Origin of the sequence: Xanthomonas sp. 1678, from assembly GCF_031455575.1 — a bacterium.
Classification (GTDB): Bacteria; Pseudomonadota; Gammaproteobacteria; order Xanthomonadales; family Xanthomonadaceae; genus Xanthomonas_A.
In genome coordinates this window covers 58307-79688 of the sequence record NZ_JAVDSZ010000007.1, presented here as the reverse complement: position 1 = coordinate 79688, position 21382 = coordinate 58307, and the positions used below count along the sequence as shown (strand labels likewise).

Sequence of the window (21382 nt, the reverse complement as noted above, 5' to 3'; positions counted from 1 at the left end):
ACCGGCATGGAGCTGGGTACAGGCGCGCCGAACCAACGACCACGAGATCGAGGCGACGCAAGAGCACGGCCTGGCTTGCGACCGCCGCTGCCGTCGGACCCAAACGACAAAAGCCCGGCCGGGGCCGGGCTTTTGCGTACTTCCCAGGGGAATCCCGAAGGATTCCTCGCCAGGCGCGGTGGATCAGCGCTTGGAGAACTGGGTCGCGCGGCGGGCCTTGTGCAGACCGACCTTCTTACGCTCGACTTCGCGGGCGTCGCGGGTCATGAAGCCGGCCTTGCGCAGCTCGGACTTCAGGGTTTCGTCGTACTCGACCAGCGCGCGGGCGATGCCCAGGCGGATCGCACCGGCCTGGCCGGTGGTGCCGCCGCCAGCGGCGGTGACGAAGATGTCGAAGCTTTCGGTGTTCTTGGTCAGCTCCAGCGGCTGGCGCACGATCATGCGCGCGGTCTCACGGCCGAAGAACTCGTCCAGCGGACGGTCGTTGACGGTGATGTTGCCGGTACCCTTGCGCAGGAACACGCGGGCGGTGGAGGACTTGCGGCGGCCGGTGCCGTAGTTTTGCGTGATCGCCATGATTAGATATCCAGAACTTGCGGCTGCTGGGCGGTATGCGGATGCTCGGAGCCCTTGTAGACCTTGAGCTTGCGGTACATGGCGCGACCCAGCGGACCCTTCGGCAGCATGCCCTTGACCGCGATCTCGATGACGCGCTCGGGGTGACGCTCCAGCGCCTGCGCCAAGGTCTCGGTCTTCAGGTTGCCGATGTAGCCGGTGAAGCGGTGGTACTTCTTGTCGTTGAGCTTGTTGCCGGTGACCGTGATCTTCTCGGCGTTGATCACCACCAGGTAATCGCCGGTATCGACGTGCGGGGTATAGACCGGCTTGTGCTTGCCGCGCAGACGGCGGGCCAGTTCGGTGGAAAGCCGGCCCAGCGTTTTGCCGGCGGCGTCGACGAGATACCAGTCGCGCTGGACGGTCTCGGACTTAGCGGTGAAGGTGCTCATTAAGAAGACTCGGTTGGTCGGGCGGATTCCGGCAGGACGCTGCCTGAACTTTGCCACGCGTTGTGACTTGCAAAAACGCAAGAGGCGGAATTCTACGCGCCGCCAGCGGCACGCGCAAGTCCGGCCCTTGCCCGGGACCCCAGCGCCGCCGGCGCTTGGCATGGCGGCGGCCCGGGGCGAAAATCGAATGCCCCACCATCCCCAGGCCCCTCGCGATGACGGCTCCCCGCCTGCATACCCCGCTCGACCGCGTCCTGGTCGAAGCCCAGCGCGCCCTGGAAACGGTGTTCGGCGATCCGCCGGCGCAGCGCCCCTACCCGGCGGCGGCCACCGCCGACGTGGTGCTGGCGCCGGACGAACGCCGCCATGCCGCCGGGCTGATGCGCATCAACCATGTCGGCGAGGTCTGCGCGCAGGGCCTGTACTTCGGCCAGGCCGCGGTCGCCCGCGATCCGGCGACCCGCGCGCACCTGCTGGAAGCGGCGCAGGAAGAAACCGACCACCTGGCCTGGTGCGCGGCGCGGCTGCGCGAGCTGGACAGCCGCCCGAGCCTGTTCAACCCGGTCTGGTACGCCGGCAGCTACGCCATCGGCACCCTGGCCGGGCTGCGCGGCGACGGCTGGAACCTGGGCTTCGTGGTGGAGACCGAACGCCAGGTCGAGGCGCACCTGGACGAACACCTGCAGACGCTGCCGCCGGCCGACCTGCGCAGCCGCGACGTGCTGCGGGTGATGAAAGCCGACGAGGCGCGCCATGCCGAACACGCCGAACAGGCCGGCGCGCGGCGGCTGCCGGCGCCGATTCCGTCGCTGATGGCCGCCGCCTCGCGGCTGATGAAAGCGGTCGCCTACCGGCTTTGAGCGCGCCGCGGCGCGCCTGCCGCCGGCGCCGTGCTGGCATTGCCGGCGCATTCGGGTTAAAGTGAACGAAGGCTGACTGATTCCGACGTCCGCCTATCCTGTTCAGCGACCGGCGCTTCCATCCCGGCGTCGTCCGATTTCGCCGCACCACCGCGCCGCACCCTGCCGCTTGCGTCCGCTTCCACGACCGACAATGCCTGCACGCTCCACCCATCTGCCATCGCCACGGACCCGCTGGCTCTCGCGCCTGCTGTTCGCAAGCCTGTTCGCGCTCGGCGGCGGCGCCCTGCTCTACCACCTGCTCGGCGACTACCGCCATGCCAGCGCGATCCTGCGCGACCACTCGGTGGCGACGGTGCCGGTGATCGCCGACGGCGCGTTCGGCGCGCATGCCGAGCCGCTGGTGCACTACCGCTTCCACTATGTCTTCGAGAGCAAGGGCCGGCTGCACCGCGGCGCGTTCGAGGCCAGCGGCGCCGAGGCCGGGCCGCTGCTGCTCGACGGCGCGACCGTGGAGATCGCCTATGCCAACGCCGATCCGTCGCGCTTCGGCCGTCTGGACCAGTTGCAGCACGCCGGCAACCTCGGCGGCATGCTCAGCCGGGTGGCGATCGCGCTGTCGATCGCCGCACTGCTGGCCGCGGTCGCGCACCAGATGCTGATCGGCCGCGTCCTCAGTGCGCGCCGCCCCGCCGTGGCCTGACGGCTCGGCACAGTCGCCGCTCTCAGCCTCGGCGCCCATGACAGCGGAGCCAGGCGAGCACTGCGAGCGCCCGGATCGGCCCGCGCCTCAAGTTGACCCGCAGCGCCTGCCCACGAACGTTGGCAGCGCTGCCGCCTGCGACATTCTTTATAGGCTGCGAACCCGGCGGCGCTCAGGACTGGACCAGCTTCAGGCCGATCACCCCGGCCACGATCAGGCCGATGCAGGCCAGCCGCGCCGGCGACGCGCTGTCGCCGAACAGCGCGATGCCCAACGCGGCCGTGCCCAGTGCGCCGATCCCGGTCCAGATCGCGTACGCCGTGCCCAGCGGGATGTCCTTCAGCGCCTGGGTCAACAGCCACAGGCTGATGCCGGCGCCGGCCAGGGTGCCCAGCGTCGGCCAGAGGCGGGTGAAGCCTTCGCTGTACTTGAGGCCGAGCGCGAAGCCGATTTCGAACAGGCCGGCGAGCAGCAGGTAGATCCATGGCATTGTCTGTCTCCGTAGACAAATAAAAATAAAAACGGCCCGATGTCTGCACATCGGGCCGCCGTCGGCAAGGGTCGCAGCGCAAACGCTGCGGGGCGGGCCGTCCCGCCGAATGTGACGCGCTACTCGGCCAGGTTGCGACCGTGGAACAGTTCCTCGATCTCGCGCTTGAGCAGCGCCTCGATCCGCATGCGCTCCTTGAACGAGAGGTTCTTGGCCTTTTCCTCGAACAGGTACTGGTCCAGGTCGAAGTCCTTCAGGTGCATCTTGGTGTGGAAGATGTTCTCCTGGTAGACATTGACGTCGAACATCTCGTAACGCGCCTTGATGTTCTTGGCCAGGAAGTTCTGGATCGAGTTGATCTTGTGGTCGATGTAGTGCTTCTTGCCCTTCACGTCGCGGGTGAAGCCACGGATGCGGTAATCCATGATCACGATGTCCGATTCCAGCCGCTCGATCAGGTAATTGAGCGCCTTCAGCGGCGAGATCACCCCGCAGGTGGCGACGTCGATGTCGGCGCGGAAGGTCGCGATGCCGTGCTGCGGATGGGTTTCCGGGTAGGTATGGACGGTGATGTGGCTCTTGTCCATGTGCGCGACCACCGCGTCGGAGATGATCTCCTTGCCGGCCAGCTTCTTGTCGATCACCGGCTCTTCGGAGATCAGGATGGTCACCGAGGCGCCCTGCGGATCGTAGTCCTGGCGGGCGATGTTGAGGATGTTGGCGCCGATGATCTCGGCCACATCGGTGAGGATCTCGGTCAGGCGGTCGGCGTCGTACTGCTCGTCGATGTACTCGATGTAGCGCTGGCGCTCCTCTTCGGACACCGCGTAGCAGACGTCGTAGATGTTGAAGCTCAACGCCTTGGTGAGGTTGTTGAAACCTTGCAGCCTCAGGCGAGGCAACGGCTTGACCACGGGCGTGAATCCTCTAAAAGATGGACGGGGTAGAAAGGGCAGCAATTATGGGCCAAACGCGCCCGTAGCGAAACGTGGGGATTGGCGCTCGTTTGCCGCAGACAACGCGTCCCGTTAAGCTTCGGGACTCACGCAGTAGCGAAGCCGCCATGAGTCCCGGAAACACCTCCACTGCAACACCTGTGCGCATCGCTCCAAGTCCTCTGACGTTGGACACCGCCACGATCGACCGCTTCCTGGCGCATAGCCACCGCCGGCGCTATCCGGCGCGGACCGACGTGTTCAGGCCCGGCGACCCGGCCGGCACCCTGTACTACGTCGTCAGCGGCTCGGTCAGCATCATCGCCGAGGAAGATGACGATCGCGAATTGGTGCTGGGCTATTTCGGCAGCGGCGAGTTCGTCGGCGAGATGGGCCTGTTCATCGAATCGGACCAGCGCGAGGTGATCCTGCGCACCCGTACCCCGTGCGAACTGGCCGAGATCAGCTACGAGCGGCTGCACCAGCTGTTCCTGGGGTCGCTGTCGGCCGACGCGCCGCGGGTGCTGTACGCGATCGGCGTGCAGCTGTCCAAGCGCCTGCTCGACACCTCGCGCAAGGCCAGCCGGCTGGCGTTCCTGGACGTCACCGACCGCATCGTGCGCACCCTGCACGACCTGGCCCAGGAGCCGGAAGCGATGAGCCACCCGCAGGGCATGCAGTTGCGCGTGTCGCGGCAGGAGCTGGCGCGGCTGGTCGGCTGCTCGCGCGAGATGGCCGGCCGCGTGCTGAAGAAGCTGCAGGTCGACGGCATCCTGCACGCCCGCGGCAAGACCGTGGTGCTGTACGGCGCGCGTTGAGCGCAACGCGCATGGCTGCGCGCCGCGCTAGCGGCGGCAGCGGACCATCGCGATGGTCCTGAGCGAGACCTTCTATTGGTTCGTGCTGGTCGGCCTGGCGGCGCAGCTGGTCGACGGCGCGCTGGGCATGGCCTTCGGCCTGGTGTCCTCGTCGGTGTTGTTGAGCATGGGCCTGCCGCCGGCGGCGGTCAGCGCCAGCGTGCACAGCGCCGAGGTCTTCACCACCGGCGCCTCGGGCCTGTCGCACCTGGCGCTGGGCAACGTCGACAAACGCCTGTTCCTGCGCCTGGCGCTGCCGGGCATGGCCGGCGGTGTCCTCGGCGCCTATGTGCTGACCCAGTTGCCCGGCGACCTCATCCGCCCCTTCGTGCACCTGTACCTGCTCGGCCTGGCGGTGCTGATCCTGCTGCGCGCGGCCGGCCGGGCGCTGCCGCGGCAGCAGGTGCGGCGGGTGCCGCTGCTCGGTTTCGTCGCCGGCCTGCTCGACGCCAGCGGCGGCGGCGGCTGGGGCCCGGTGGCGACCTCGACCCTGCTGGCCCACGGCGGCCAGGCGCGCACCACGATCGGCACGGTCAACGCCGCCGAGTTCCTGGTGACGCTGTCGATCTCGCTGACCTTCCTGTTGAGCATGGGCGTGCAGCACCTGGAGATCGTGCTCGGCCTGCTGGTCGGCGGCATGCTGGCCGCGCCGCTGGCGGCGGTGCTGGTGAAGCGGGTGCGCGAACGCTGGGTGCTGGTGGCGGTCGGCGTGCTGGTGCTGGGCATCAGCCTGTACCAGATCGGCAGCACGCTGTACCGCTGGCAGGTCTAGTCGCGCGGCGCGGCCGGTGCCGTCACTGCGTCGCCGGCGCGATCGCGGCAACCCCAGTTCAGGATCGGCGTGGCGGACGGCAGTTCGCGGCGGAAGCGCGCCACCGCCGAGGCCTTGGGGTTGACCACCACCGGCGTTGCGGCGGCCTGCAGCAACGGCAGGTCGGCGGTGCTGTCGGAATAGGCGATGGCGATGTCGGCATAGCCCAGCTCGCGCAGCATGCGCATCTTTTCTTCGTTGTGGCAGTGGCGGGTGGCGGTGACCGCGCCCAGCCGCGGGCCGATCAGGCTGCCGACCACGGGCACGTCCTGGTGCGCGACGAAGGCCAGGATGGCGCGCGCCAGCTCCGGCGGCGCGCCGGTGGCGACCACCACCCGGTCGCCGGCGGCACGGTGCCGGGCGAACACCTCCAGCGCCTGCGGCAACAGCCGCTGGCGGATCTGCGCCTCGTGGCGCAGCACGTATTGGTCGATCACCCGGTTGAACTCGCGCGCGCGGTGCAGGCCGAAGCTGGCGATCCACACGTAGCCGGAGATGCCGGTGCGCCGGGTCGGCAGCATCGCCACCAGCGGCCCCAGCAGCGGCGTGGCCAGCAGCGCGGCGGCCAGGCGCAAGGGGTTGCGCCGGATCAGCCAGGCGAACAGGTGGCTGCCGGAGTCGCCGTCGTACAGGGTGTGGTCGAAATCGAACACCACCAGCGGCGCGTCGGCGCGCGGCGCGGAATAGGCGCCGCTCATGGCTCGAAGAACAACTGGCGCAGCGCTTCGCCGGGTTCCTCGGCGCGCATGAAGGTCTCGCCGACCAGGAACGCGTGCACGCCCGCCGCGCGCATCATCGCCACGTCGGCCTGGCCGAGGATGCCGCTCTCGGTGACCAGCAGGCGGTCGCGCGGCACCGCGTCGCGCATCGCCAGCGTGGTCTGCAGCGATACCTCGAAGGTGCGCAGATTGCGGTTGTTGATCCCGATCAGCGGCACCGGCACCTGGATCGCGCGCTCCAGTTCGTCGATGTCGTGGACCTCGACCAGCACGTCCATGCCCAGCTCCATCGCCAGCGCCGACAGCTCGGCCAGCTGCAGGTCGTCCAGCGCGGCGACGATCAGCAGGATGCAGTCGGCGCCGAGCACGCGCGCCTCGTACACCTGGTAGGGATCGATGGTGAAGTCCTTGCGCAGCACCGGCAGCGTGCACGCCTCGCGCGCCTGCTGCAGGTACGTGTCGTGGCCCTGGAAGAAGTCAACGTCGGTCAGCACCGACAGGCAGGCGGCACCGCCGAACTCGTAGCTGACCGCGATGTCGGCCGGGTGGAAGTCGGGGCGGATCACGCCCTTGGACGGGCTGGCCTTCTTGATCTCGGCGATCACCGCCGGCTCGCCGTCGGCGATGGCGCTCTGCAGCGCGCGGGCGAACCCGCGCACCGGCGGCGCGGCCCCGACGCGGGCGACCAGCTCGGCCAGCGGCACGCGCGCGCTGCGCGCGGCGATCTCTTCGGCCTTGCGGGCGAGAATGGTGCGGAGGATGTCGCTCATGCGCTCGGGGTTCCGGGGGACGCGGCATTATCGGCCAAGTTGGGCTGAACAGGCCGGGACTCTAGTTTCGGGACTCGGGACTCGGGACTCGGCAATAGCGTAGTACCGACGCCGTTCGACCAGACGGATCTTGGATTCAGTCCTTGGCCTGGTCTGCGTCGGGCTCGTCCTGGTCCGACAATTCGAAGTACAGCACCTCGGACCAGTTCGTCAGTCCCAGCGGCCGTTCGGTGGCGCCGGTCCGCGTGCTGTCGCAGTCGTCGTCGAAGCGCAGGCCGTGGAAGACATCGAGCGGCGGCGCGCCCTCTTCGACGGCCAGGCGGCGCAGCAGGGTCGCGGCCTCGTGGAGGTCGGCCGGCAGGGCCTCGAACGCGGCGCCGACCTCACGGCATCGGCCGATCTCCTGCTCGACGCAGTGGCGCAGGTCTTCTTCCCCGATCGCCGACATCATGTCGAGTTCGAGGGTCTCCAGCAGCAGGAACGCGTCGCGGTTCGCTTCCAGGAAGGCGACGGTCTCGTCCAGCCAGCCTGGCAGGTGCTCGACCGTCGCCGGCACCGGGACCGGCGCTTCGACCGGTGCGTGCGTCGGCGAGAACAGTCGCTTGAGACGACCCATCAGGGACGCTGGCGGCGCCACGACCGGCGCTGGCGCAGGCGGCAGGGGAGGCGCGGCTGCGATCACCTTGACGATCTCGGCGAAGCGCTTGACCCGCTCCAGGCCCGGGGCGAACGGGCTGCTGATCGCATGCAGGCGTGCCGGCTGGTCATCGTCTTCGTCGGCGCCCGCCTCTTCGTTCTCGTCCTCGCGTTCGGCCTGCTCTTCGCTCTCCTCCCCGCCCTCGACCTCGCCTTCCCCTTCGTCCTCATCCTCGTCATCCAGGCCTTCCGCCACCAGCGACGCGCACAACTGGGGATCGGCCGACATCAGCAGCCGATACACGAACGGCACGTCGTAGGCCCATTCGGAGAGGCTGGAAATGGTGTCGGGCCGATCGCCATACGAGGCCGGCCGGTTGCTGAGGCTGTAGAGATAGGAGCGGTTGGCCATGCAAACCCTTTGTCGTCGTGCGCCACCGACGCGGCGCAGCGGGCAGCTTACGCGCCGACCGAAGGGCCGGCCATCTCGGATGGACGCGGGAGTGTCCGCACGTCGCCACGGCTTGCGTGTCGCTTGGCTGCACGACACGGACGTCGCGCACGCCCAACACGGGCTGCCGGCGCACTGGACGGACAACGGGCGACATCGGCACCGCCCGCCGCGATGCCAATGCCGCGCGCTCAGGCGGGCAAGCGCTTCGGGTCCCGCATCCTCAGTCGCGAACGTCGGCCAAGCGCTGCGTGCACGCCACGTACGCATCGAGCTTGCCGCGCGCGCGGCCGTCGGCGATCGCCGTGCGCGCCAGCGCGATACCGGCGCCGATGTCGTCGGCCACGCCGGCCACGTACAGCGCCGCGCCGGCGTTGAAGGCGACGATGTCCAGCGCCGGACCGGGCACGTTGTCGAGCACGCCGCGCAGCATCGCCATCGACTCGTTGGCGTCGGCCACCTTGAGGTTGCGGCTGGCCGACATGGCGATGCCGAAATCCTCAGGATGCACTTCGTACTCGCGCACCTGGCCGTCGCGCAGTTCGCCGACCAGGGTGCCGGCGCCGAGCGAGAGTTCGTCCATGCCGTCGCGGCCCCACACCACCAGTGCGCGCTCGGCGCCCAGCTCGTGCAGCACGCGCGCCTGGATGCCGACCAGGTCGGGATGGAACACGCCCATCAGGATGTTGGGCGAGCCGGCCGGATTGGTCAGCGGGCCGAGGATGTTGAAGATGGTGCGCACGCCCATCTCGCGCCGCACCGGCGCTACCACCTTCATCGCCGGATGGTGCACCGGCGCATACATGAAGCCGATGCCGGTGGCGGCCAGTGCCTGCGCCACCTGCTCGGGCTGCAGTTCGATCACCGCGCCCAGCGCCTCCAGCGCGTCGGCGCTGCCGGACTTGGAGGAGACGCTGCGGTTGCCGTGCTTGGCCACCTTGGCGCCGGCCGCAGCGGCCACGAACATCGCGCAGGTGGAGATGTTGAAGGTGTGCGAGCCATCGCCGCCGGTGCCGACGATATCGACCATGTGGGTGCGGTCGGCCACCTCGACGGTGCGCGAGAACTCGCGCATCACCGCCGCCGCGCCGGCGATCTCGCCGATCGTCTCCTTCTTCACCCGCAGCCCGGTGAGGATCGCCGCGGTCATCATCGGCGACACTTCGCCGCGCATGATCTGCCGCATCAGCCCGACCATCTCGTCGTGGAAGATCTCGCGGTGCTCGATGGTGCGTTGCAGGGCTTGCTGCGGGGTCAGCGTCATTGCGGTTCCTGGACGTTCAAAGACTGGCGTGCTCGAGGATTTCCTGGCCCATCAGCACGCAGTCGCCCTCGGCCATGGGGTAGTAGAGCAGGCGCATGCGGTACTCGCCCTTGTAGATGTAGCCCCACACCTGCAGCACCTCGAAGCGCTGCTTGGCATTGGCCGGATTGACGATGGACGGCAGCCGCTCGACCTCGTCGCCGACCTCGGCGCGCTCGTCGTTGTCGGAATGGAAGGCCAGCAGCTTGGCGGCCTGGGTCCGCGCGGCCTCGGCGCATCGCGGCGCGGCCGCCTTGGCGCCGGCGGGCGCCGCCAGGCACGGCGCGCACAGCAGCAGCGCGGTCACGGCGAACGCCGCGCGTGAATGCAGACGCATGTTCATCGCTCCAGGAAGTTCTTCAGCAACGCGTGGCCGTGTTCGGTGAGGATGGACTCGGGATGGAACTGCACGCCCTCGACCGGGAACTGGCGGTGGCGCAGGCCCATGATCTCCTCGACCGTGCCGTCCTCGTTCTCGGTCCAGGCGGTGACTTCCAGGCAGTCCGGCAGCGTGGTCTTCTCCACCACCAGCGAGTGGTAGCGGGTGGCCTCGTAGCGGTCCGGCAGGCCGGCGAACACGCCGCGGCCCTCGTGGCGGATGCGCGAGGTCTTGCCGTGCATGATGGTGCCGGCACGCACCACTTCGCCGCCGTAGGCCTGGCCGATGCTCTGGTGGCCCAGGCATACGCCCAGGATCGGCGTGTGCTGGCCGAGCCGCTCGATCAGCTGCAGCGACACCCCGGCCTCGTTCGGCGTGCACGGGCCGGGCGAGATCACGATGCGCTCGGGCGCCAACTGCTCGATTTCGTCCACGCTGAGCGCGTCGTTGCGCACCACCTTGACCTCGGCGCCGAGCGCCTGCAGGTACTGCACGAGGTTGTAGGTGAAGCTGTCGTAGTTGTCGAGCATCAGCAGCATGTGCGGTCCATCCAGTTGATTAGTAAGGCGCAGAACCCTGGAACCCCGGATTCGTGCCCGCTTGGATACCCGCAATTTTAGTCGATACCCTGCGCCGCCAGTCGGGAGACTGCACGTGGGCCATAGTGGCATGGGCGCGGAAACTCGGCCAAGGCCCGTGCTTCATCCCCGGGGGACCGGCCGATGTCCGGTGTCCAGTGTCCGCTGCCGGCGCGCCGATGTTCCGATGTGCCGCGGACGAGCGGGCGCTCGCTGCGCCAGGCGCATGGGTGGAGCCGGTGCGTGGCGGCCGGGTGCGAGCGACGCGCCGCAGTGCGCCGGTCAGGGCGTGGCCACGCGCCCGTCGGCCAGGGGAACGAACAGCAGGTCCTGGTAGTCGTAGCTGAAATCGGCGAGCGGCGACACCGGCTGCATCGCGATGCGCGCGACCTTGCCTTCGGCATCCAGCGCGAAGCTGACGTAGGCCGGCTCGATGGCGCGGTCGTCCCATTCGGTGCGGAAGGTGTCGTACTGCCAATGGCGCAACGTCCCGGCCATGTTGGGGGTCTGCTTGAAGTCGATCCGCAGCTTGCCCGCGCGCTCGGCGATCTCGATCGGCCCATACCACGCATCGGCATAGCGGCCCGCATAGCCGGCGACCGGCAGCGAGGGACGCGATGCCTTGCGCGCGCTGTTGCCGGCGGCCTGCAAGGCGGCCAGGCCGCCATCCAGGCGCTGCCGGTACCAGGCGTCGAACGCCGCCACCCAGTCGCGCGGCGCGAACCCCAGATAGTGGTCGAGCAGTTCGTAGCCAAGGCCGCGCATTACGCCGACGTCCTCGGCATTGATCTGCAGCGAGATGCCCAGGTTGCGCTCGGGCACCAGCACGATGAAGGTCAGCACGCCGAACACCGCGCCGCCGTGCTGCACGACCTTGACCCCGCGATAGTCCTGCACGTTCCAGCCCAGCGCGTAGCTGGAAAAGTTCGGCGTGATGCCGGCGATCGGCGCCGGGTACGGGTTGATCGGCACCGGCACCTGCGGGGTCCACATCGCCTGCGCGGACGCTGCGCTGTACAGGCGCTTGCCGTCGCTGCCCGGCAATGCGCCCAGCGCCAGCTGGATCTGCAGCCAGCGGGCCAGGTCGTTGGCGCTGGAGGACAGGCCGCCGGCCGGCGCGGCCACCTGGCCCAGGCCCTCGCGCTCGGGCAGCAGCTGCTGCGGGCCGAGCCCGCGTACGCGCGGGTCCAGGCGCGCATGCGGCTGCGCCCGGTTCGGGTTGGCGAAGCGGTCCTTCTCGTCGCTGACCGAGCTGCCCATGCCCGCCGGCTTGAACACGCGCTCGCGCATGAAGCGTTCCCAGTCCTGGCCGCTGGCCGCGGCGATCACTTCGCCGGCGACCACGTACAGGATGTTGTCGTAGGCGTAGTTGCTGCGGAAGCTGGTGGCCGGCTTGAGGTGGCGCAGCGCGCGCACGATGTCGCCGCGGCTGCGCGAACTGCGCGGGACGAACAGCAGGTCGCCCGCGCCCAGCCCCAGGCCGCTGCGATGGACCAGCAGGTCGCGTACGGTCATCTCGCGCGTCACCCAGGGGTCGTACATGCTGAACTCGGGCAGGTGGTCGATGACCTTGTCGTCCCAGCCGAGCTTGCCCTCGTCCACCAGGATCGCCAGCGCCGCGGCGGTGAAGGCCTTGCCGGTGGAACCGGTGGGGAAGATGGTGTCCGCATCGACCGCCTCGGTCGCGCCCAGGCGGCGTACGCCATAGCCCTTGGCCTGCACGATCCGGCCCTGCTCGACGATGGCGATGGCCATGCCGGGCACGTCGTGTTCGGCGAGCATGCGCTCCACGCGCGCGTCGAAGCCCGGCGGCGGCGCGGCGGCCGCGCTGGCGGCCCAGGCAAGACCGATCGCGACGATCGCGGCCTGCAGGCATTTCGGAATGGCGGCCATCATGGACTCCCGGACGGGTTGGCTAGCGGAGCTCGGCACCGAGGCGCTGCGGACGGCGCCACAGCAGCCACACGCCCCAGGTCATCAGTGGCAGCACGTACACCGCCAGGAACAGCCAGGTCAGCGTGCCGTAGCCCTTGGCGATCAGTTCGACCAGGCCCACGGCGCTGGCGGCGTACACCGCCAGCAGCATCGAGCCGACCGCGAGCGCCGGACGCAGCGCGCGCGGCATCGGCCGCTGCCGTTCCTCGAAGGTCTTGGCCACGCGCTCGTTGATGGCGTGCAGCAACGCCACGCCGGTATCGACCAGGGTCAGCAGCACCGCGATCTGGAACGCCCACTCGAACCACGGCGCGTGCAACTTGCCCAGCAGGAACGCCGAGGGCAGCGCCTCGGCGCCGATCTCGCGGTAGTAGCCCATCATCGCGATGTAGAACACCACGCCTGGCAGCATGCCCAGCGGGCCGGCGAGCGCGCCGGCGGCCAGCGCCTCGCGGCGGCTGCGCAGATGGCGGATGCAGAACAGCACCGCGGGAATGGTGGCGACGTTGTAGCCGGCGTAGCTGAGCCCGGCGCCGAACCAGCCATCGGCGAGCGGCACGGCGGCGAAGTTGGCCTGGATGCGGTCGCCGAAGGCGACCACGCTCCAGACCAGGAATATGAAATAGACCAGGTACAGATAGCCCACCGACGCGGTGAGGAACTTCTCGATCGCCGCGCTGCTGTAGACCAGCATCGCGCCGGTGGCGGCGATCATGCCCAGCGAACCGGCCAGCTTGGGCAGGCCGAACAGGCTGTGCGCGATTTCGCCGGCGGCCGCGCCCATCACCGCCAGGATCACGATCATCAGCGCGAAGTAGCCGATCTCGAACAGGAACCAGGCGCGGCCGAGCAGCACCTTGAAGAACGAACGATAGTCGTAGGCGCGCGCGACCCGGGCCAGCTCGAAGCTGACCATCAGCACCGCGCTCCACACCAGCATGCTCACCGCCATGCCCAGCAGGCCGCCCCAGGGACCGGCCGGCAGGAAGAACTCCACCAGTTCGCGACCAGTGGCGTAGCCGCCCGCGATCACCGCCGCCTGGAACACGAAGCCCGGCAGCAGATAGCGCCGGAACCAGGTGGATGCGCCGCTCACGGCGCGCACCGCTGCAGGCGAATACGACGCAGAACAAGATCGACGGGTTTCATGCCAGGCACTCCTCCACCAAGGCGTCGAACGCCGCGCCGCCGCGCATCGGATCGGCGACCGCGCAGCCCAGGCGCCTGCTCTCCGCCGCGCACAGTGCATGCGCCGCAGCTTCGCCCAGGTGTGCCGTGTTGAGGCTCACGCCCGCGCAGCGGATCGACGGATTGGTGCGTCGCCCCAGCTGCAGCGCCAGCGCGATGGTCTCCTCGATGCTGGGCAGCGCGAACTGCGGATGGCCCAGCACGCGTTCGCGCCCCGGCTGGTGGCAGACCACCACCACATCGGGCTGGCTGCCGTGCAGCAGCGCCAGCGCGACGCCCGCATAGGCCGGATGGAACAAGGAACCCTGCCCTTCGATCACGTCCCAGTGGCCGTCGGCGGCCTCGGGCGAAAGCAACTCCGCCGCGCCGGCGGCGAAATCGGCCACCACCGCATCCATCGGCATGCCGCTGCCGGCGAGCATGATCCCGGTCTGGCCGGTGGCGCGGAAATCCGCATCGACACCGCGCTGCGCGAACGCCCTGGCCAGCGCCAGCGCGGTGTATTTCTTGCCCAACGCGCAGTCGGTGCCGACCGTCAGCAAGCGCTTGCCGCGGCGCGGCTGGCCGGTGGCGACGCGAATGCCCGGCGGCGGCTGGCGCACGTCGATGAGCTGACGCCCCAGCGCGGCGGCCGCCTCGCGCAGGCGCTCGATCTCGCTCATGCGCACGTGCATGCCGCTGACGATGTCCAGGCCGGCTTCCATCGCCTGCAGGATCGAGCCCACCCAGGCCTGCGGGATGACGCCGCCGGCATTGGCCACGCCGATGACCAGCGAGCGCGCGCCGCGCGCGGCGGCCTCGGCCGGGGTCATCCGCGGCAAGCCGGTGGTGACGGTCGCGCCAGCGCAGGCGAACTCGCCGACGCAGCGCTCCGGCGCCCAGTCGCGCAATCCGAACGCGGTCTTGGCGTAGCCGGGTTCGGTGACGTCGCCGAGGAACAGGAGATGAGGCCCTGGCAGCGCCTTCAATGCCGGTGCGGATGGCGGGCGGGTCTGTGGCATACGCGGTCGTTCACCTGGAGATCGTGGGGCGGACCGCCGTTGCGCGGCGGCGATGCGATGCGGACTGCCGCTGGCGGGCGGTGCATGGCTAGAACCGGTAGTCGAACTCGACGCCGACGGTGCGCGGCCGGATCGGCACCGCCGCCACCTGCACCGGCGTGCCGCTCACCTCGCTGTTCACCGGCGACAACGACGACCAGGCGTCTTCGTTGGTGACATTGTTGGCATAGACGCGCAGTTCCCAGTTGTTCCTGCCGATGCCCGCGTACACGTCCACGGTGCGGTAGCTGTCCAGCCGCAGCGGCGGCGTCACCACTTCATCCAGCACGGTCGACGGGTCGCCTGGTGCGGTCACGCGCTGGCGCTCGGTCGTCGCGTTGAGCTGCGAGCCCACGCCGCGCAGCGACGCGCCGACCTGGCCGTTGAAGCCGCCGCCGATGGCGAAGGCGTATTCGGTGTTCAACGCCCACGCCAGCCGCGGCGCGTACGGCATCCGGTCACCGGCGAGGCCGGTATTGAGCACGATGTCGAAGCCGTCCTGCGGGATCACCGTGGGCGCGAAGTCGTTCTTGATACTGGCCTTGGTGTAGGCGAGGTTGAAGCCGACTGTCCAGTGGTCGGTGGCCAGGAACCAGGTGGACAGTTCGGCACCCTCGCTGGTCGCTTCGCCGCCATTGACCAGGCCGCCGATGCCGTTGAACGAGGAGCTGACCTGGATGTCGTCCCACTCGATGCGGAACGCGGCCAGGTCCAGTTGCACGCGGCGGTCGGCGAACTGGGACTTCAGCCCGAGTTCGTAGCTGGTCAGCATCGAGGAATCCACCTTGGGCGGGATGCCGGGCAGCGCCACGTTCGGCCCGCCCGGCTGGTAGCCGGTCGCCACACGCGCATAGAACATGCTGTCCTCGCCCAGCTTGACCTGCGGGCTCAGGCTCCAGGTGAACACGTCCTCTTCGGATTCGCCGGGCGTATCGCCGAGCGGCACCAGGATGCCCTCGCTCACGTTCTGGCTGAACCACTGTTCGTTGCGCGCCTGGCGCACGCCGGCGTCGATCTTGAAACGCTCGCCGATGCGCCACGCGCCGTTGGCGAACACCGCGAACTCCTTGTAGGTGCTGGGCATGCCGAGGAAGGTCAGCGTTTCGTACATCTGGTCGTAGGGCGCCGGCAGCGGCGAACCGTCGCGCTGGCGCAACGCGGCGAGCTGGCTCTGCAGCGCGTCCTCCTTGGTGTAGAACACGCCCAGCAGCCACTCGAACGCGCCGCCGCTGTTCGAACTCAGCCGCAGTTCCTGGGTGATCTTGTCCAGGTCGAAGTCGTAGCGCACGAAGGAACTGCCCGGCTCCGGCAGGCCGAGCACCAGGTTGGCGACTTCGCCGAACTGGATGGTCGAATCGGTCTGGGTCATCGTGTCGGTCTGCGACCAGCCCGTGGCCGACACCAGGTCGGCCCAGCCCAGGTCCCACTCCAGGCTCAGCGCGGTCAGGGTCAGTTCCTTGGAGAACGGCTGCGGTTGCCAGGTCCGGTCCACGTGGTCGCCGAACAGGGGCTCGAGCGTGTCCGGGTCCAGCGCGGTGCCGCCGCGGCCGTCGGCATCGATGCGCTGTTGCAGCACCGACAGGTTCGCGTCGAACGCATCGCCGTCCCAGAACAGCGCCGCGCGCGCGCCCATCTGTTCGCTGTCGTTGATGTCCTTGCGGCCGTCGGTGGCGTTGTCGGTGTAGCCGGGCAGTTCGTTGCGCGCAAAGCTCATGCGCAACCCCAGGCGATCCTCCTTCAGCGGCACGCTCGCGCCGAAGCGCGTGTTCCAGCCCTGTCCGCCGCCGGCCACCGAGCGCAGGCCGACACCGAGACGGAACTCCTCGCCGCTCACCTCCGGCGCACGCGTCACGTACTTGAGCAGGCCGCCGATGGCGCCGGCGCCGTACAGCGTGCCTTGCGGCCCGCGCAGCACTTCGACCCGGGTGATGTCGTAGGGCAGCACGTCCAGCATCAAGGTGTTGGCGCCCTGGTAGATGCCGCTCGATCCGACTGGAACCTCGTCGATGTAGGTCGCCACCGTGGCGCCGGAGGACAGTGCGGAGATGCCGCGCAGCGACACCGAGGTCTGCCCGGGGCTGCCGCTGTCCTGCACCTGCATTCCCGGGATCAGGCTCGCGTAGTCGGCTAACGAACTGGCGCCGAGGTTTTCCAGTTGGCGCTCGCCGAGGACGCTGATGGACGCGGCGACGTCGCGGATGTTTTCGACGCGCTTGTTGGCGGTGACTTCCACCTTGTCGAGCGTTGCCAGGCGCTCGGCGGTGGCCGGCTGGAGTGCGGCAGGCTGCTGCGCCGCGACGGGCGCCGTGGCCACCCACGCCAGGCTGCCGGCGATGGCCAGGGACAACGGCGAGCGGTACCACGGGCGGGTGGACTGGAACGCGTTCATCTTGCTCTCCCCGGATGGCGATCCGTACGTGCGAGCCGCGCTGCATGGCGCTCGCGGCGATCGGGCATGCTCTGATAGGAGATAATCGTCCTAATCAGAGAATTGTCAATACATTTGGAAACTACCTGTGCACGCCGAAGCAGCTGACGCCGCCGCAATCGGCATCGCACTCAGTCCCGCTTGCGCTCGCGCCAGCCCGGCCCGCGCACCACGCGCCCCGGTTTCGCGCCGGTGTGCTCGCCGTCGCGCAACACCTGCACGCCGTTGACGAACACGTCGCTGACGCCGGTCGCGTACCGCTGCGGCGCCGCGTAGGTGGCGTGGTCGACGATCGTGGCCGGATCGAACACCACGATGTCGGCGAAGCAGCCCGGCTGCAGGCAACCGCGGTCGCGCAGTTTCCAGTTCGCCGCCGGCAGGCCGGTCAGCCGATGGATGCCCTCTTCCAGCGGCATCAGCTTGCGGTCGCGCACGTAGTGGCCCAGGAACCGGGCGACATTGCCGTAGGCGCGCGGATGCGTACTGGATTTGAGGAACACGCCTTCCGGCGCCGAGGATTCGGCGTCCGAGCCCAGGCTGGTCCATGGCTGCTTCAGGCCCAGCTCGACGTTCTGCTCGCTCATCAGGAAATACGCGGCGACCACGCGGGAATCGTCCTCCACGATCAGGTCGAGCACGGTCTCTTCGGTGGATGTGCCACGCACCCTGGCCACGTCGGCCAGGGTCTTGCCGAGGAACGGCTTGAGTTTCTCGTTCTTGAACTCGATGAACAGCACGCGCTCGTCGGAACCAGTGAGCAGGCGAATGTTCTCCCAGTCGACGTTGGGATCCTTCATCTCGGCGATCACCCGCTTGCGGATGGCGGGATCCTTGAGCCGGGCGACCATCGCCTCGTGGCCGCCGGCCTGCACCCAGGGCGGCAAGCCCGCGGTCAGGCCGGTGGCGCCGGCGGTGTACGCGTACATGTTGGCGCTGACTGCCAAACCTTGCGCACGCGCCGCATCGATCTTCGCGATCGCCTGGGCCATCTTCGGCCAGTTCTTCTCGCCCGCGGCCTTGAGGTGATACGCCTCGGCGCGCTGCCCGGTGGCGCGGGCGATGGCGATGGTTTCGTCCAGCGCCTCCAGGAACCGGTCCGCCTCGCTGCGCATATGCGCGACATAGCCGCCGCCGGATTCGGCCGCGGCCTGCGCGAGCGCGACCAGTTCGCCGGTGTCGGCGAACGCGGCCGGCGGATAGATCAGCGAGCCCCCCACGCCCAGCGCGCCTTCGCCCATCGCCTGCCGCACCAGTTCCTGCATGCGCGCAAGCTGCGCGGCATCGGGGTCAACGTCGCCCTCGCCCAACTCATGGATGCGCACTGTGGTAGCGCCGACGAACGAGGCCACGTTCGGCGTGATGCCGCGCTTCTGCAGGTAGTCCAGATATTGGCCCAGCGTGGTCCATTCGATCGGGTAGCGGATGTCGCCCTGCTGCTTCAGCGCATCGGCCTTCATCTTCGGGGTGAACGGACCCATCGACCAGCCCTCGCCGAACACCTCCAGGGTCACGCCCTGCTTGGTATCGCTCAAGCCGCGGCCATCGGCGATCAGCGCTTCCGGCGCCCAGCTCAGCATGTTGATGAAGCCCGGCGCCACCGCATGGCCGCGGGCATCGACAGTGTGCGTGGCCGTCGCCCCGCTCCCCGCCGGCAGCAACGCGACGATGCGGTCCGCGCGCACGGCCACGTCGACGCGCCGGCCGGCGGCGCCGCTGCCGTCGTAGACCACGCCGTTGCGGATCAGCACGTCGTACGTCTCGCCGGCGGCAGCCATCGCGCCAGGCGCCGAGCAACAGCCGGCAAGCGCCAGCATCAGAATGGAACCTCGCACTCGCAACATCGGTGTGCTCCTGGTAGGTACCGCGACGACAACAGACACCGCCGGCAGAGGAAAACCGGCGGACTTCAACGAAGACGTTCCTTCGGCAGCATGCCCGCCGCGGTCGGCGGCGGCGATGCGGCCGCCGCAGGACCGCGGTCCCGTTCCACCTGGCGGATGGGCCGGTCCAGCGTCCACAGCAGGCACGCCGCCAGCACCGCCAGCCCGGCCAGCAGCACGAAGAATCCGGCGTGGCTGATCCGCGACCACAATGCGCCCACCGCGCCGGCCAGCAGGCTGCCGGTGAAGATCGCCAGGAACCACGCGGCCACCGTGGTCGCGCCCAGCCGCGGCGGCGCCAGGCGCGCGAACAGGCCAAGCCCGGTCGGCAGGATGTACAGCTCGCCCAGGGTGAGGATCGCGAAGAACGCCAGCACCCATGGCCAACCGACGCGCCCGCCGCCGGCCGCCCCGTCCAGTGCCGCCAGCAACAGGTAGGCCAGCGCGACGATCGCCGCACCGATCGCCATCTTGCGCGCCGGCGGCGTCTCGCGGCCGGCATCGGCGCGACGCCGCCAGTGCAGCAGCAGCAGCGGGGTCATGCTGATGACCAGCAGGGGATTGAGCGACTGGAACCAGGTCATGGGAATCACCACGCCACCCCAGGTCCGGTCCACGCCGACATCGATCCACAGCGACAGCGTATTGCCGATCTGCTCGTAGGCGCCGCGGAAGATCGTCGCCGCAAGACCTACGCCCAGCAGCAGCAACCAGACCCGTTTGCCGTCGCCGCTGGATGCGCCCGCGGCGGCCGGCGCAGGCGCGCGCGTGCGGCTGTCCGGCGGAAGATAGCCGCGGCCCAGCACGTAGATGGCCAGCCCGACGAACATGCCGATGCCGGCGGCGCCGAAGCCGTAGTGCCAGCCGTAGACTTCGCCCAGGGTGCCGCAGATCATCGGCGCCATGAAGCCGCCGATGTTCAGGCCGACGTAGTAGACGTTGTAGGCCCTGCCGCGGCGCGGATCGTCGGCGGCGTACAGGTCGTTGATCTGGCTGGGCAGGCTGGGCAGGAACAGGCCGTTGCCGAGCGCGATCGTCGCCAGCGCGACGTAGAACAGCGGTTCGAACGCCATCAGGAAATGGCCCAGCGCCATCACGCTGCCGCCGATGATCACCGCGTTGCGCTTGCCCAGCCAGCGGTCGGCCACCGCACCGCCGAGGATCGGGGTGAAGTACGCCATCGCGGTGTAGCTGCCGTAGATGAAGGAGGACTTTTCCTGGGCGAACAACAGCTGCTTGGTCATGTAGTAGACCAGCAGCGTGCGCATGCCGTAGTAGGAGAACAGTTCCCACATGTTGGTCAGGAACAGGATGGTCAGCCCGCGCGGCTGGCCGAACCATGTCTTGTCCGCCATGCCGCTCATGCGTTGATCCTGGGACCCCAGACCTCATCGCCGCAGAAGATGTGGCCATCCTCGTAGCGCACCGACGGCACCCGATCGCGGGCCAGGAAGATCGGCCCGTCCAGGTCGACGACGTCGCAGAACTGCCCCAGCACGAACGCCGGTGCCGCCGCCAGGCTGGTGCCGCACATGTTGCCGACCATCACCCGCTTGCCCAGTTCGCGCGCGCGCGCGGCCATCAGCAGGCCCTCGGTGAGCCCGCCGCACTTGTCCAGCTTGATGTTGATCACATCGAAGCGGTGGTGGCGCGCTTCGAGTTCGGCCAGGTCGAGGATGCTTTCGTCCGCGGCGAAGGGCAGCGCGCGCTCGATACCGTCCAGATCGGCTTCGCGGCCGCGCGCGCATGGCTGCTCGAGCAGCGCCACCTGCGCCGCGACCAGCGCCGGCAACAGCCGCGGCAGGGAATCGGCGTCGTAGCCCTGGTTGGCATCGACCGCGATCCAGGTCTCTGGACAGCGCGCGCGCACGGCATGCACGCGCGCGCCATCGAGATCCGGATCGCCGGTCAGCTTGAGCTTCAACGCACGCGCCTGCACGTAGGCCGCCGCGCGCTCGGCCATGCGCGCCGGATCGTCGGCACCGACGGTGAAGGTGGTCAGCAGCGGGCGCACCGCCTGCAGCCCGGCCAGCGTCCACACCGGCACGCCGCGACGTTGCGATTCCAGTTCCCACAGTGCGCAGTCCAGCGCATTGCGCGCGCCGCCGGCCGGCAGCAGCGCGCGCAGCGTGTGCCGGTCGATGCCCGCCTCGATGCGCGGCCGCAACGCTTCGAGCGTGGCGATCATCGTCTCGGGACGATCCTGCGTGTAGTACACCCCCGCCGCCTCGCCGCGCCCGGCATGCCTGCCATCGCGCAGGGTGACCACGGTTGCCGGCATCGCCTCGAACACATGCCCGGCGATGCGGAACGGTGCCGACAGCGGCAGCGGCTCGTTGTGCAGATCGAGTTCGATGGGACCGGCGATGGTCATGCGCACCTCGCGAAAGACGGACGGGAAGCGGCGGGCGG

At 69.1% G+C, this 21382-nt stretch carries 21 protein-coding genes; 4 read left to right on the top strand and 17 right to left on the bottom strand.

What is annotated here, in order from left to right:
- Positions 1 to 183: 183 nt before the first annotated feature.
- On the bottom strand, positions 184 to 576 hold the full coding sequence (gene rpsI, locus J2Y70_RS13735; RefSeq protein ID WP_128419653.1) for a 30S ribosomal protein S9: 393 nt from the start codon (positions 574 to 576) through the stop codon (positions 184 to 186).
- Positions 577 to 578: 2 nt separating this feature from the next.
- Positions 579 to 1007 carry a 50S ribosomal protein L13 gene (rplM, locus tag J2Y70_RS13730; RefSeq protein WP_003470250.1) on the bottom strand — a complete coding sequence of 143 codons (429 nt, stop codon included), beginning with the start codon at positions 1005 to 1007 and terminating at the stop codon, positions 579 to 581.
- Between the two features lie 215 nt (positions 1008 to 1222).
- On the opposite strand from rplM, the gene coq7 reads away from it, so the two are divergent.
- On the top strand, positions 1223 to 1867 hold the full coding sequence (coq7, locus tag J2Y70_RS13725; RefSeq protein WP_309918511.1) for a 2-polyprenyl-3-methyl-6-methoxy-1,4-benzoquinone monooxygenase: 645 nt from the start codon (positions 1223 to 1225) through the stop codon (positions 1865 to 1867).
- 193 nt (positions 1868 to 2060) lie between these two features.
- Positions 2061 to 2570, top strand: a complete 510-nt coding sequence (locus J2Y70_RS13720; RefSeq protein ID WP_309918508.1) for a hypothetical protein — start codon at positions 2061 to 2063, stop codon at positions 2568 to 2570.
- A 172-nt stretch (positions 2571 to 2742) separates the two neighbouring features.
- On the opposite strand, the gene J2Y70_RS13715 is transcribed toward J2Y70_RS13720, so the two are convergent.
- Positions 2743 to 3060 carry a multidrug efflux SMR transporter gene (locus J2Y70_RS13715; protein WP_263396904.1) on the bottom strand — a complete coding sequence of 106 codons (318 nt, stop codon included), beginning with the start codon at positions 3058 to 3060 and terminating at the stop codon, positions 2743 to 2745.
- A 119-nt stretch (positions 3061 to 3179) separates the two neighbouring features.
- Positions 3180 to 3974 carry an adenosylmethionine decarboxylase gene (gene speD / locus J2Y70_RS13710; RefSeq protein ID WP_003476431.1) on the bottom strand — a complete coding sequence of 265 codons (795 nt, stop codon included), beginning with the start codon at positions 3972 to 3974 and terminating at the stop codon, positions 3180 to 3182.
- A 149-nt stretch (positions 3975 to 4123) separates the two neighbouring features.
- On the opposite strand from speD, the gene crp reads away from it, so the two are divergent.
- Together crp and J2Y70_RS13700 are read left to right on the top strand one after the other, a co-directional pair.
- The gene (gene crp / locus J2Y70_RS13705; RefSeq protein ID WP_046979198.1) at positions 4124 to 4813 is read left to right on the top strand and encodes a cAMP-activated global transcriptional regulator CRP; all 690 of its coding nucleotides are present in this window, start codon (positions 4124 to 4126) and stop codon (positions 4811 to 4813) included.
- 52 nt (positions 4814 to 4865) lie between these two features.
- Positions 4866 to 5624: a sulfite exporter TauE/SafE family protein gene (locus J2Y70_RS13700; RefSeq protein ID WP_309918499.1), complete on the top strand. Its 759-nt coding sequence runs from the start codon at positions 4866 to 4868 to the stop codon at positions 5622 to 5624.
- Here the strand turns inward: J2Y70_RS13700 and J2Y70_RS13695 are convergent.
- The 13 genes from J2Y70_RS13695 to J2Y70_RS13635 all read right to left on the bottom strand — a co-directional run bounded on the left by J2Y70_RS13695 (position 5621) and on the right by J2Y70_RS13635 (position 21344).
- Positions 5621 to 6361: a haloacid dehalogenase-like hydrolase gene (locus tag J2Y70_RS13695; RefSeq protein WP_309918495.1), complete on the bottom strand. Its 741-nt coding sequence runs from the start codon at positions 6359 to 6361 to the stop codon at positions 5621 to 5623. The genes J2Y70_RS13700 and J2Y70_RS13695 overlap by 4 nt on opposite strands.
- Positions 6358 to 7152 (bottom strand): indole-3-glycerol phosphate synthase TrpC, encoded by a 795-nt coding sequence (gene trpC / locus J2Y70_RS13690; RefSeq protein ID WP_263396901.1) that lies wholly within the window; start codon positions 7150 to 7152, stop codon positions 6358 to 6360. Before trpC ends, J2Y70_RS13695 begins: the two co-directional genes overlap by 4 nt.
- A gap of 136 nt (positions 7153 to 7288) precedes the next feature.
- Entirely contained in the window at positions 7289 to 8200 is a 912-nt protein-coding gene (locus tag J2Y70_RS13685; RefSeq protein WP_309918491.1) for a hypothetical protein, read from the bottom strand.
- 262 nt (positions 8201 to 8462) lie between these two features.
- Positions 8463 to 9503, bottom strand: coding sequence for an anthranilate phosphoribosyltransferase (trpD, locus tag J2Y70_RS13680; RefSeq protein WP_309918488.1), 1041 nt, complete (start codon positions 9501 to 9503; stop codon positions 8463 to 8465).
- A 16-nt stretch (positions 9504 to 9519) separates the two neighbouring features.
- Complete coding sequence (locus J2Y70_RS13675) at positions 9520 to 9879, bottom strand: hypothetical protein (protein ID WP_309918485.1); 360 nt, start codon at positions 9877 to 9879, stop codon at positions 9520 to 9522.
- A gap of 2 nt (positions 9880 to 9881) precedes the next feature.
- Positions 9882 to 10460: an aminodeoxychorismate/anthranilate synthase component II gene (locus J2Y70_RS13670; RefSeq protein WP_309918482.1), complete on the bottom strand. Its 579-nt coding sequence runs from the start codon at positions 10458 to 10460 to the stop codon at positions 9882 to 9884.
- 321 nt (positions 10461 to 10781) lie between these two features.
- On the bottom strand, positions 10782 to 12392 hold the full coding sequence (locus J2Y70_RS13665) for a serine hydrolase (protein ID WP_309918480.1): 1611 nt from the start codon (positions 12390 to 12392) through the stop codon (positions 10782 to 10784).
- A gap of 22 nt (positions 12393 to 12414) precedes the next feature.
- Complete coding sequence (locus J2Y70_RS13660; protein ID WP_309918477.1) at positions 12415 to 13530, bottom strand: hypothetical protein; 1116 nt, start codon at positions 13528 to 13530, stop codon at positions 12415 to 12417.
- Positions 13531 to 13579: 49 nt separating this feature from the next.
- On the bottom strand, positions 13580 to 14623 hold the full coding sequence (locus tag J2Y70_RS13655; RefSeq protein ID WP_309918475.1) for a DUF1611 domain-containing protein: 1044 nt from the start codon (positions 14621 to 14623) through the stop codon (positions 13580 to 13582).
- Positions 14624 to 14711: 88 nt separating this feature from the next.
- A complete protein-coding gene (locus J2Y70_RS13650) occupies positions 14712 to 17051 on the bottom strand; it encodes a TonB-dependent receptor (protein ID WP_309918472.1) in 2340 nt (779 codons plus the stop codon).
- A gap of 170 nt (positions 17052 to 17221) precedes the next feature.
- Entirely contained in the window at positions 17222 to 18922 is a 1701-nt protein-coding gene (locus J2Y70_RS13645; RefSeq protein ID WP_309918469.1) for an amidohydrolase family protein, read from the bottom strand.
- Between the two features lie 74 nt (positions 18923 to 18996).
- A complete protein-coding gene (locus tag J2Y70_RS13640; RefSeq protein WP_309918466.1) occupies positions 18997 to 20334 on the bottom strand; it encodes a peptide MFS transporter in 1338 nt (445 codons plus the stop codon).
- Complete coding sequence (locus J2Y70_RS13635) at positions 20331 to 21344, bottom strand: dipeptide epimerase (RefSeq protein WP_309918463.1); 1014 nt, start codon at positions 21342 to 21344, stop codon at positions 20331 to 20333. Before J2Y70_RS13635 ends, J2Y70_RS13640 begins: the two co-directional genes overlap by 4 nt.
- Positions 21345 to 21382 lie beyond the last annotated feature (38 nt).